We start from the raw sequence: 11,503 nt of genomic DNA, 5'->3' as shown, positions 1-11,503 counted from the left end.
GGCCCCGCCCGGCCCCCCCGCCCTCCCCCCCCCCGGCCCCCCCCCCCCCCCGGGGGGGGGGGCCCCCACCCCCCCCCCCCCCCCCGCCCCCCCTCCGGGGGGGCGCTTCACTGTGCCGATATGCCCTGATCTGAGGCCTGAATGACACTGGCGACTAGACCGACCGGTCTACATAATCCACGCCATGACCAAGACCACTCGCGACAAACTCATCGACGCCATGATCGATGCCCTGCAACGCAAGGGCCTGCATGGCATCGGCCTGACCGAACTGCTGGCCAGCGCCGCAGCGCCCAAGGGCAGCCTTTATCACCACTTCCCGGGCGGCAAGACCGAGCTGGCCGTGGCCGCCATCGAACGTGTCGGTCAGCGCGCCACACAGGGGTTCGCCACACTGTTCGAGCGTCAGTCCGACCCTCTCGAAGCATTCGCCACCTGGCTGCAGAACGCCATCGAGCAATTGCAGGGCAGCGTCTTCGAGCGCGGCTGCCCGCGGGCCGCCATCGCCCGGGAAAGTGGCCCCGAAGACAGTGAAGTGCGCCTTGCACTGGCCAATGCCTTCAGCGCCATTCGTGAGGCCCTGCAAGAGCAACTGCAACGCCATGGCTACCCGCAACCGCAGGGCCTGGCCACCCTGTTCATCGCCCTCTACGAAGGCGGCCTGCTGCAAGCCCGCGTCGCCGGCAGCAGCGAGCCACTGCAGCAGGCTGTCGCCACCCTGCTGCACCTGACCCGCCAGCACCGCATGGAGCCCACCTGACATGAGCACGAGTATTCGCCGCGAAACCCAACCCCTGCTGGCCCTCGACGACTATCCGTTGGCCGCCACGCGCTACCACGCCGAGCGCCCCCAGGCGCAGTTGCTGATCGCCGGCGCTACCGGCGTGCCGCAAGGTTTCTATCGGCGTTTCGCCGAACACGCCGCCAGCCGTGGCTTCAACACCCTGACCCTGGACTACCGCGGTATCGGCCAATCCAGGCCCGACAGCCTGCGTGGTTTCGAGATGGAGTATCTGGACTGGGCCAATCTTGACCTGGCCGCGGCGGTGGATCAGCACCGGCACGCCGAGCGTCCGCTGTTCATGATCGGCCACTCCTTCGGCGGCCATGCCTTCGGCCTGCTGCCCAATCATGATCAGGTCGCCGGCTTCTACACCTTCGGCACCGGCGCCGGCTGGCACGGCTGGATGCCCAAGGCCGAGCAAGTGCGCGTGCTGGCCATGTGGCGGGTGATCGGCCCGTTGATGACGCGCTACAAGGGCTACCTGGCCTGGAGCAAGCTGGGCATGGGCGAAGACCTGCCGCTGGGCGTCTACCGCCAGTGGAAACGCTGGTGCCGTTTCCCCCGCTACTTCTTCGACGACCCGCAGATGCCGGGGCTGGCCGAGCGCTTCGCTCAGGTGAACACGCCGATGTTGGCGCTCAACAGTCTGGACGACCTGTGGGCCCCGCCTACCTCACGCGACGCCTTCATGGCCGCGTACGTCAACGCGCCCTACCAGGCGCGTACGCTCGACTCGCAGGCGGAAGGCCTGGGCAATATTGGTCATATGGGGTATTTCCGCCCGGCGGCGCAGCGCCTGTGGGACGAGACGCTGGATTGGTTCGAGCAACTGCGCGTCGAACAACGCGCGGCGTGAGCAGGCTGCTGAAAATCCATGGGCCAGAAAAAAGAAAACCCCGCGATTGCGGGGCCTTGCAGACTGTAGTCCTGACATCCTTGATCTGCTCACCATCCTGGCGGCTGTCCAGCGTGTCCCTGTTTGTCTAGGCGCTTCCTGCGCTGAATCCATGTGCGGCAGAGTACGCCCGTACCAGATCAACCAACAGTGGCGATATTCGGCACATCGTGTAAGCCATGGCTTACACGGAACCACCTTTCGTCAGCCGCCTCGCTTTGCCCTGACCATCCCGAGTTGGGCGAAAGCATTTGGCCATGTTTTTTGTGACGTACGTCTTGCTAGACTGCAGTTTGTCCTACAAAAACAACAGACCCCGACAACGGCGGTCACTGGGGCTCGAGTATGCGCGCAGTCACCTTGCTTCTCGGTTGCCTGGCAACCTGCACCAGCACCTTCTCCCTGGCCAGCGGCCAGACCCGACTGGACGATGCCAAACAGGCCATCGATCAGGCGTTCTGGCAGGAGCTCTACGGCAGTGGTGGCACCACGCTCTACTGCGGCCAGACCTTCGCCCGCGAAAGCGGCACCCTGACTGCCAGCCCGATCTACAGCAGCAAGCAGCTCAAGAGCGCGATGCGCTGCGTCACCGACCGCCAGTGCACCATCATGAACCCGCGCTATCCGTACATCGTCGCCGACCTGCACAACTACTACCCGGCGCTGACCCGCGTCGAGCTGGTACGGCGCAACGCCCAGTTCGCCGAACTGGGCGATGACGTGCCGAGCAAGTTCGCCGACATCGGCTGCGACCTGAAAACCAGCTTCCAACTGGTGGAGCCGCGGGGCGAAGCCAAGGGCAATATCGCCCGCGCGATCTTCTACATGCATGTCGAGTACGGCCTGCCCATCGTCGGCCTGGTGCCGATGTACAAGGCCTGGCACCGCATGGACCCGCCGGATGCCGAGGAGAAGGCGCGCAACGACAAGATCGAGGTACTGCAGGGCACGCGCAATCGCTTTATCGACGATCCTTCGTTGGTGGATCAGCTGATCAGCGACTGACTTCGATCACTGTGGGAGGGGCTTTACCACTGCGGATCGCCCTACGGTTGGTGGACAGCCTACGCTCTGCGCTTGTGCAGCGAGCGCAGCTTGTAGCGGTCACCGGGATGGATCAGCCGCGCGTAGCTGATCAGGTGATCGTCCGACCAGGTACGGCGGATCACGCTCAGGCAGGGCATGGCCGGGTCGATCTGCAGCAGCTCGGCCGTGCGCGCATCCGCCAGTACCGCCTCCACCACATGCTCGACATCCGAGATCGGGCAACTGGCGACCAGCACTTCGTTGGGCGTGACTTGGGTGAAGTCGCTTTGCAGGTAATGCGGCACCCAGCGCGGATTGACGAAACGATCCTCGAGCTGGATCGGCAGGCCATCCTGCAGGTGCACGAGGATGCTGTGAAACACCTCGCCACCCAGGCGCAGCCCCAGGCGCAGGGCCACTTCGTCATCGGCGGCGATGGCTTCGCAGCGCACCACTTCGTTGCTGTATTCGTGACCGCGACCGCGCACTTCACTGGCGATATTCATCACCTCGTGCAGCGGCGACTCGGCCTTGCGGTCGGTAACGAAAGTGCCCAGCCCGGCCTGACGCACCAGATAACCCTTTTGCACCAGGTTCTGGATCGCCTTGTTGGCGGTCATGCGACTGACGGAGAAATCCCGCGCCAGTTGCTCCTCGGGCGGGATCTGGTGATTGACCGGATAGGCACCGCCGTGAATGCGCTCGAGGAGGAAATCCTCGATGGCCTTGTAGCGCGGGGTGGGACTGGTCACGGCTGCTCCTTGGGTATGCCCGGTGCGCGGATGATAGCGGAGCTTGCGCCACGCTCCCACTTGCGGGAGCGGGCGCAAGCCAGGCGCATCAGCCTACCGACGGCAACATACCGGCCGGCAGCAACGGCGTCAGCACGCGCTCGGCGAGCAGTGCATCGGCGGCGGCGATGTCCGGGGCGAAGAAGCGGTCCTCGACGTAGTACGGTACCTTGGCGCGCAGCGCCTGGCGCGCCTGTTCCAGCGCCGGCGTGCTCTTCAGGCCTTCACGGAAGTCCAGGCCCTGGCAGGCGCCCAGCCATTCCACGGCCAGCACGCCACGGGTGTTGGCCGCCATGTCCCACAGGCGTTTGCCGGCAGCCGGGGCCATGGATACGTGGTCTTCCTGGTTGGCCGAGGTCGGCAGGCTGTCGACGCTGTGCGGATGGGCCAGTGCCTTGTTCTCGCTGGCCAATGCCGCGGCAGTGACCTGGGCGATCATGAAACCGGAGTTCACCCCGCCATTGGCCACCAGGAACGGCGGCAGCTGCGACATGTGCTTGTCCATCATCAGCGAGATACGGCGCTCGGACAGCGCGCCGATTTCAGCGATGGCCAGGGCGATATTGTCGGCGGCCATGGCCACCGGCTCGGCGTGGAAGTTGCCGCCGGAAATCACCTCGCCTTCAGCGGCGAACACCAGCGGGTTGTCGGAGACCGCGTTGGCCTCAACGCCGAGCACTTCGGCAGCCTGGCGCAGTTGGGTCAGGCAGGCGCCCATGACCTGCGGCTGGCAGCGCAGCGAGTACGGGTCCTGCACCTTGTCGCAGGCGGCGTGGGAGCGGCCAATCTCGCTGCTGTCACTCAGCAGGTGACGGAAGGCAGCCGCCGCGTCGATCTGCCCACGCTGGCCGCGAGCGGCATGGATGCGCGCATCGAAGGGCGAACGTGAACCGAGCAGCGCCTCAACGCTGAGCGCGCCGCAGACGCTGGCGGCGGCGTACAGGTCTTCACCTTCGAACAGGCCCCGCAGGGCGTAAGCGGTGGACACCTGGGTGCCGTTGAGCAGCGCCAGGCCTTCCTTGGCAGCCAGGGTCATCGGCTCCAGGCCGGCGATGGCCAGCGCCTCGCTGGCCGGCATCCACTGGCCCTTGTGGCGCGCCTGGCTTTCGCCGAGCAGCACGAGCGACATATGCGCCAGCGGCGCCAGGTCACCGGAGGCGCCGACCGAGCCTTTCAGCGGAATGTGTGGATAGACCTCAGCGTTGACCAGGGCGATCAGCGCGTCGATCACCTGGCGGCGGATGCCGGAAAAGCCACGCGCCAGGCTGTTGATCTTGAGCAGCATGATCAGCCGCACCATGGCATCGCTCAGCGGCTCGCCGATGCCGGCGGCGTGGGACAGCACCAGCGAGCGCTGCAGCTTTTCCAGGTCGTCGTTGGCGATGCGGGTCGAGGCCAGCAGGCCGAAACCGGTGTTGATGCCGTAGGCGGTGCGGCCCTCGGCGATGATCTGGTTGACGCAGGCGACGCTGGCTTCGATGGCCTGATGGGCGCTGGCGTCCAGGGTCAGGTGCACGGGGGCCTGGTAGGCGGCGCGCAGATCGGCCAGGGTCAGTTGGCCAGGTTTCAGGTTCAGGGTGGTCATGTTCTGTTCTTCCACGGTTGAGTTCGCGCCTGGCGAATCAGAGCCGAATAATGGCTGAAGTCGCGATACGTGCAGTGATTGATGCGCCGGCCCAGCGGGCCGGCGTCGAACGTGTCTTAACCGATCATCGGCAGATTCAGGCCCTGCTCCTTGGCGCAATCGATGGCGATCTGGTAACCGGCATCGGCATGACGCATCACGCCTGTGCCCGGGTCGTTGGTCAGTACGCGGGCAATGCGCGCGGCGGCTTCATCGGTGCCATCACAGACGATGACCATACCCGAATGCTGGGAGAAACCCATGCCCACGCCGCCGCCGTGGTGCAGCGACACCCAGGTCGCACCGCTGGCGGTATTGAGCAGGGCGTTGAGCAGCGGCCAGTCGGACACGGCATCGGAGCCGTCCTGCATGGCCTCGGTCTCGCGGTTGGGGCTGGACACCGAGCCGCTGTCCAGGTGGTCGCGGCCGATGACGATGGGCGCACTCAGCTCACCCGAACGCACCATCTCGTTGAAGGCCAGGCCGAGCTTGGCACGCAGACCCAGGCCGACCCAGCAGATACGCGCCGGCAGACCCTGGAAGGCGATGCGCTCGCGGGCCATGTCCAGCCAGCGGTGCAGGTGGGCATCGTCCGGGATCAGTTCCTTGACCTTGGCGTCGGTCTTGTAGATGTCCTCGGAGTTGCCGGACAGCGCCGCCCAGCGGAACGGGCCGATACCGCGGCAGAACAGCGGGCGGATATAGGCCGGGACGAAACCGGGGAAGTCGAAGGCATTGCTCACGCCCTCTTCCTTGGCCATCTGGCGGATGTTGTTGCCGTAGTCGAAGGTCGGCACACCCATCTTCTGGAAGTCGAGCATGGCCTGTACATGCACAGCCATGGACTGCTTGGCAGCCTTGACCACGCCAGCCGGGTCGGTGGCTGCACGATCCTTGTACTCGGCCCAGCTCCAGCCGATCGGCAGGTAGCCATTGAGCGGGTCGTGGGCGCTGGTCTGGTCGGTGACCATGTCCGGGCGCACGCCACGGCGCACCAACTCCGGCAGGATCTCGGCAGCGTTGCCCAGCAGGGCGACGGAGATAGCCTTGCCTTCGGCGGTGTACTTGGCGATGCGCGCCAGGGCGTCGTCCAGATCAGTGGCCTGCTCGTCGACGTAACGGCTGCGCAGGCGGAAATCGATGCTGGTCTGCTGGCATTCGATGTTCAGCGAGCAGGCGCCAGCCAGGGTGGCGGCCAGCGGCTGGGCACCGCCCATGCCACCCAGGCCGGCGGTCAGCACCCAGCGGCCCTTGAGGTTGCCGGCGTAGTGCTGGCGACCGGCTTCAACGAAGGTTTCATAGGTTCCCTGAACGATGCCCTGGCTGCCGATGTAGATCCAGCTGCCGGCGGTCATCTGGCCGTACATGGCCAAGCCCTTGGCGTCCAGCTCGTTGAAGTGCTCCCAGCTCGCCCAATGCGGCACCAGGTTGGAGTTGGCGATCAGCACGCGCGGGGCATTGGCGTGGGTCTTGAACACGCCGACCGGCTTGCCGGATTGCACCAGCAGGGTCTCGTCATCATTCAGGTTGGTCAGGCTCTCGACGATCTTGTCATAGCACTCCCAGTTGCGCGCGGCACGGCCGATGCCGCCGTACACCACCAGCTCCTTGGGGTTCTCGGCCACGTCCGGGTCGAGGTTGTTCATCAGCATGCGCAGCGGCGCTTCGGTCAGCCAGCTCTTGGCGGTGAGCGTGGTGCCGCGCGGGGCGCGGATTTCGGTGTCGCGGAACTTGGTCATGTTGCGGGCTCCTGTGGGAACGGGTCAGTGGTGGGTGGTCAGAGCCAACCCAGAAATTGGGCGAGGTAGGCCAAGGGGATGGCCAACAGCAGGCTGAGCAGGGTGCGCTGCAGCCAGATCAGCAGCAGGTGGCCCAGGCTCAGCGGAATTCGCGTGGCCAGCACGCAGGGAATCGAGGCGGAGAGAAACAGCACGCTGCTGACCGAGACGATGGCGGTGACGAACTTCACCAGCACGTCGGCGTCCTTGAGCAGCATCGCCGGAAGGAACATCTCTGCCAGGCCGGCGGACATGGCGCGCGCCACCTGCATGGGTTCTTCCAGGCCGAACAGCCAGGTCAGCGGGTAGAGCAGCACGCCAAGGGCGTCGAACAGCGGCGTGTACTTGGCAGCGAGCAAGCCAAGCAGGCCGACGGCGAGAATGCTTGGCAGGATGGCGGCGGTCATGCGCAGGCCATCGACGAAGGTTTCGCGCAGCGCCGAGCCCAGCGACGGCGCGTTGCTGGCTTGCTGCATACCGGCGCGCCAGGCGCTGCCCAGGCGGCTTTCACCGGGTTGCAGCTGCGCCTCGGGCGTGGACTCGGACGGCAGGCGCGACAGCGGGTAGATGCGCGCGCTGATCGCGGTGACGGCGAAGGTCACCGCCATGGCGCTCCAGAAATACAGGTTCCACTGGCCCATCAGGCCCAGGGTCTTGGCGATGATCACCATGAACGGCGCCGACACGGTGGAGAACCCGGTGGCGATGATCGCCGCTTCACGCACGCTGTAATGGCCTTGCTGGTACATGCGGTCGGTGATCAACAGGCCCACCGAGTAGCTGCCGACGAAGGACGCCACGGCATCGATGGCCGACTTGCCCGGCGTGCGCCAGATCGGCCGCATCACCGGCTGCATCAGCACGCCGATCAGCTCCAGCAGGCCGAAGCCGATCAGGAACACCAGGGCCAGCGAACCCAGCGGCACGATCAGCGCCAGACTGAGCACCAGCTTCTCGAACAGGAACGGCAGCATGTCCGGCTGGTACAGCGCCTGCGGGCCGAGCTGCAGCAGGTAAGCGGCGCCGATCAGCAGGCCAAACACCTTGAGCACGCTGAATACCGTGTGGGTCAGGCTGCGCCGCCAACTGCCGTCGAGCCAGGGCGCCAGCGCGCCGTAGAGCATGAACAGCAGCGCCACGCCGATCACCAATGGTCGCGCATGCAGTTGCAGGGCGCTGGCAGCGTGGTCGAGGAGGATGGTCGAGCGCCCGGCGATCTCGAACGGCACGAAGAACAGCAGCAGGCCGATCAGGCTGTAACCCAGCAGGCGCGCCAGGGCGCGCGGGCGCGATACGCCGCCGCTCAAGGACAGGGACTCAGACATGACGCGGCTCCTGGCCACGGCGGGCGGTGATGAACATCGGTGTTTCCTCGTAATTGTTGTTGTGCGGGAAGGCGTCGGGCTCAGAGGCTGAGCAGATGAATAAGCCGCGCAGCCACCTTGGCGGTGCGGTTGTCGATGTCGTATTCGGGGTTGAGCTCGGCCAGGTCGGCCAGGCGCAGCTTGCCGCTGGCCTTGAGCCGTTCGAGCAGCGGCTCCAGCAGCTCCAGGCGCACGCCACGGGCGGCTGGCGCGCTGACGCCTGGCGCTTCGCAGGCCGGCAGCACGTCGATGTCGATGGTCAGGTAGAGCGCGTCGCACTCGGCGACGAAGGCGTCCAGCTCAGCACCGATGGCATCGAGTGTCGACTCGCGAATCTGGTGATCCTCACGCACCAGCACGTTCAGCTCGGCGGCGCGGGCGAACAGCGCGCGGGTGTTGCTGGCGCGGCTGACGCCGAGGCAGGCATAGCGGAACGGCCAGCCGCGTGCAGCGCACTGCTCGGCGATCTGCGCGAAGGGCGTGCCGGAGGAATGCACATGGGCCGGGTCGCGCAGGTCGAAATGGGCGTCGAAATTGACGATGCCAATCTTCGGCGCAGGGTTGCCACTCAGGTACTCGGCCAGACCCGACCAGCTACCGAACGCCACTTCGTGACCGCCGCCGATCACCAGCGGCAGATGGCCGGCGTCCAGCAGTGCGCAGACGTTTTGGCCAAGGCGCGCCTGGGCAGCTTCCAGGTCGCCGTCCTCGCAGGTCACGTCACCGGCGTCATAGGCAGGCGCCTGACGGTGCCAGGCCAGGTTGGCCAGGGCCTTGCGCACGCTTTGCGGCGCAGCGGCGGCGCCGACACGGCCATGGTTGCGGCGCACACCTTCGTCGCAGGCAAAGCCGAGCAGGGCCAGGCCAGGCTGGCTGTTTTCTGCCAGCGCCTGGATGCGCTGGTGCCAGCGCGCGCTGTCGGTTTCCGGATCGGTACGGCCGCTCCAGGCGGCCATGCTGTGACGATCAGCGAGCATAGGTCACGACTCCATTGAACACGCGCTGGCGCAGACGCCCGGCCTGTACCGCGTAGGCCAGTTCGGCCGGTTGCTGGATATCCCATAGGCACAGATCCGCTGGCGCGCCGACAGCAATGCGGCCGAGATCTGGCAGGCCGAGGGCGCGGGCGCCGTGGGCGGTCATGCCGGCCAGGGCTTCGCGCGGGGTGAGGCGAAACAGGGTGCAGGCCAGGTTGGCCATCAGCGTTGGCATGCAGATCGGTGAAGTGCCGGGATTGGCGTCGCTGGCCACCGCCATCGACACGCCGTACTGGCGCAGCAACTCAATGGGCGGCAGCTGGGTTTCGCGCAGCACGTGGAAGGCGCCAGGCAGCAACACGGCAACGGTGCCGGCTTCGGCCATGGCGCGCACGCCGGGCTCATCCAGGTATTCGATATGGTCGGCAGACAGCGCGCCGTAGCTTGCGGCCAGAGCACTACCGCCGAGGTTGGACAGTTGCTCGGCGTGCGCCTTGATCGCCAGACCATGGGCCTGGGCTGCCTGATAGATGCGCTCGCACTGCGCCGGAGAAAAGCCGATGCCCTCGCAGAACACATCCACTGCATCGGCCAGCCCTTCACGGGCAGCGACCGGGATCATCTCGTCGCAGACCAGGCTGACGTAATCGTCGGCGCGCCCGGCATATTCCGGCGGCAGGGCATGGGCGCCGAGCAGCGTGGTGAGTACTCGCACCGGACGCAGCTCGCCCAGGCGACGGGCCACGCGCAGCATCTTCAGCTCGTCGGCAACGGTCAGGCCGTAGCCGGACTTGATCTCTAGCGTGGTCACGCCATCGGCCAGCAGGGCATCCAGGCGCGACAGGCTGGCGGCGATCAGCTCGTCTTCGCTGGCAGCCCGGGTAGCGCGCACGCTGCTGAGAATGCCGCCACCGTTGCGGGCAATGGTTTCGTAGCTGACGCCTTCGAGACGCTGCTCGAATTCACCGGCACGATCACCGGCGTAAACCAGATGGGTGTGGCAATCGACCAGTCCGGGGGTCATCACGCCGCCACGCCCAGCTTCGACTGCACCCTGAGCCAGCGCCTCGTCGAAGGTGCGCGACGGCCACAGGCCGGCGATGCAACCGTCCTCGACCAGCAGGTTCATCGCCTCGCCCAACTGCGCCAGGCCATCGAAGACCTGCACATCGCGCCAGAGCTGTTTCGAGGTGGAATGCATCGACATGGGATTCTCCCGGCTTGTTTTGTATATACAATATGAGTGGATCGAATCGGCGTCAAGCCGTGAGCAACGGCCTGACCTTATGATCACAAGACCAGGCAAGGCATATGCAGCACGCCTTGATAGCGCTGAATAGAGCCTGACCGGCCTCTATCTGAAGACATCTTCGTCAACTTTGTGATCGGGACCGTTTGTCGCTCAATCACAATGTATATACATTTGGAGAGATCATGCCCTGCATCCTGCTAGACACCGCAACCGCTCGTGCGATGCCCTGGAAGAACGGTGGCGGCACCACAGTTGAGTTGGCCATTTCGCCAGCGGATGCCGGCCTGGAGGGTTTCGCCTGGCGCATCAGCACTGCTCAGGTGGCAGTGGATGGTGCCTTTTCCAGCTTCCCGGGCATCGACCGCAGCCTGGCCGTGCTCGCTGGTGACGGCATGTGCCTGCAACGCGCCGACGGGCGACGCGAAATGCTGCTTAGCGGTGACGCCATCGCAGTATTCAGGGGCGAAGAGGCGATCAGCGCGCAGTTGCTGGGCGGCCCGATCACCGACCTCAATCTGATGACCCGTCGCGGCGTCTGGAGCCATGAGCTGCGCCTGGTGCGGCTGCAGGGCGAGCAAGTACTGGTGAACGACGCCGAGCTTTTGCTGCTGTGGAATGCCGCACCCGAAGCTCTGCACTATCAACTGCCAGAGGGCGGTCAGCAGGTACTGGCAGCACACAGCGGTGTGCTGCTGGAGAACGAGCAGGGGCGCCTCACACTGGAAAGTGATCAGCCATCACCACTCTACGTTGGCCGAATGCGCAGAGGCTGAGGGCCAGAACCGCTGGACGCCAAAAACGACCTCCACCCGATGCCCATGCGCCATCACGTCGGTATCTGATCGCTGACCGTCGCTCTCGCCCATTACCTCACCCGTCACCTCCGTACCCTCCCCCGGGTTCGCCGCATGCGAACTCGGGGGATTCGCTGCTTCACGGCCAGCACATCGGCCCTTTCAACACTCTCGCCCTACCAAGGGAGGACGCGACACCCCTTTCTCTGCCGCCAACG

Annotated in this window: 10 protein-coding genes; 4 read left to right on the top strand and 6 right to left on the bottom strand. The window is 65.7% G+C overall.

Features of this window, described 5'->3' with window-relative positions:
* Positions 1-184 precede the first annotated feature (184 nt).
* The 3 genes from EGJ86_RS09000 to EGJ86_RS08990 all read left to right on the top strand — a co-directional run bounded on the left by EGJ86_RS09000 (position 185) and on the right by EGJ86_RS08990 (position 2,684).
* Positions 185-760, top strand: a complete 576-nt coding sequence (locus EGJ86_RS09000) for a TetR/AcrR family transcriptional regulator (RefSeq protein ID WP_125834848.1) — start codon at positions 185-187, stop codon at positions 758-760.
* 1 nt (position 761) lies between these two features.
* Positions 762-1,640, top strand: a complete 879-nt coding sequence (locus EGJ86_RS08995; protein ID WP_125834847.1) for an alpha/beta fold hydrolase — start codon at positions 762-764, stop codon at positions 1,638-1,640.
* A 384-nt stretch (positions 1,641-2,024) separates the two neighbouring features.
* On the top strand, positions 2,025-2,684 hold the full coding sequence (locus EGJ86_RS08990) for an endonuclease (RefSeq protein ID WP_125834846.1): 660 nt from the start codon (positions 2,025-2,027) through the stop codon (positions 2,682-2,684).
* 59 nt (positions 2,685-2,743) lie between these two features.
* Here EGJ86_RS08990 and hutC read toward each other — a convergent pair whose 3' ends face one another.
* The 6 genes from hutC to hutI form a co-directional block, all read right to left on the bottom strand.
* Positions 2,744-3,457: a histidine utilization repressor gene (gene hutC, locus EGJ86_RS08985; protein WP_106733253.1), complete on the bottom strand. Its 714-nt coding sequence runs from the start codon at positions 3,455-3,457 to the stop codon at positions 2,744-2,746.
* An 88-nt stretch (positions 3,458-3,545) separates the two neighbouring features.
* A complete protein-coding gene (gene hutH, locus EGJ86_RS08980; RefSeq protein WP_125834845.1) occupies positions 3,546-5,081 on the bottom strand; it encodes a histidine ammonia-lyase in 1,536 nt (511 codons plus the stop codon).
* Between the two features lie 116 nt (positions 5,082-5,197).
* A complete protein-coding gene (hutU, locus tag EGJ86_RS08975; RefSeq protein WP_125834844.1) occupies positions 5,198-6,859 on the bottom strand; it encodes a urocanate hydratase in 1,662 nt (553 codons plus the stop codon).
* Positions 6,860-6,897: 38 nt separating this feature from the next.
* A complete protein-coding gene (locus EGJ86_RS08970) occupies positions 6,898-8,223 on the bottom strand; it encodes a YjiH family protein (RefSeq protein ID WP_125834843.1) in 1,326 nt (441 codons plus the stop codon).
* Positions 8,224-8,303: 80 nt separating this feature from the next.
* Entirely contained in the window at positions 8,304-9,239 is a 936-nt protein-coding gene (gene hutG / locus EGJ86_RS08965) for a formimidoylglutamase (protein WP_125834842.1), read from the bottom strand.
* Positions 9,229-10,446: an imidazolonepropionase gene (gene hutI, locus EGJ86_RS08960; protein ID WP_125834841.1), complete on the bottom strand. Its 1,218-nt coding sequence runs from the start codon at positions 10,444-10,446 to the stop codon at positions 9,229-9,231. The genes hutG and hutI overlap by 11 nt, the downstream gene beginning before the upstream one ends.
* A gap of 227 nt (positions 10,447-10,673) precedes the next feature.
* Between hutI and EGJ86_RS08955 the strand changes: the two genes are divergently transcribed.
* Entirely contained in the window at positions 10,674-11,264 is a 591-nt protein-coding gene (locus EGJ86_RS08955; protein WP_125834840.1) for a HutD family protein, read from the top strand.
* Positions 11,265-11,503 lie beyond the last annotated feature (239 nt).

It is taken from the genome of Pseudomonas sp. o96-267 (assembly GCF_003935465.1).
In the GTDB taxonomy this organism is placed as follows: Bacteria; Pseudomonadota; Gammaproteobacteria; order Pseudomonadales; family Pseudomonadaceae; genus Aquipseudomonas; species Aquipseudomonas sediminis.
This window is presented reverse-complemented; position numbering and strand designations above follow the sequence as displayed.

Excerpts from the sequence above, each read along its gene's own strand:
- EGJ86_RS08995 (WP_125834847.1), top strand. The coding sequence starts at position 762 with ATGAGCACGAGTATTCGCCGCGAAACCCAACCCCTGCTGGCCCTCGAC.
- hutI (WP_125834841.1), bottom strand. The coding sequence starts at position 10,446 with ATGTCGATGCATTCCACCTCGAAACAGCTCTGGCGCGATGTGCAGGTC.
- hutU (WP_125834844.1), bottom strand. The coding sequence starts at position 6,859 with ATGACCAAGTTCCGCGACACCGAAATCCGCGCCCCGCGCGGCACCACG.
- hutG (WP_125834842.1), bottom strand. The coding sequence starts at position 9,239 with ATGCTCGCTGATCGTCACAGCATGGCCGCCTGGAGCGGCCGTACCGAT.
- EGJ86_RS08970 (WP_125834843.1), bottom strand. The coding sequence starts at position 8,223 with ATGTCTGAGTCCCTGTCCTTGAGCGGCGGCGTATCGCGCCCGCGCGCC.
- EGJ86_RS09000 (WP_125834848.1), top strand. The coding sequence starts at position 185 with ATGACCAAGACCACTCGCGACAAACTCATCGACGCCATGATCGATGCC.
- hutH (WP_125834845.1), bottom strand. The coding sequence starts at position 5,081 with ATGACCACCCTGAACCTGAAACCTGGCCAACTGACCCTGGCCGATCTG.
- EGJ86_RS08955 (WP_125834840.1), top strand. The coding sequence starts at position 10,674 with ATGCCCTGCATCCTGCTAGACACCGCAACCGCTCGTGCGATGCCCTGG.
- EGJ86_RS08990 (WP_125834846.1), top strand. The coding sequence starts at position 2,025 with ATGCGCGCAGTCACCTTGCTTCTCGGTTGCCTGGCAACCTGCACCAGC.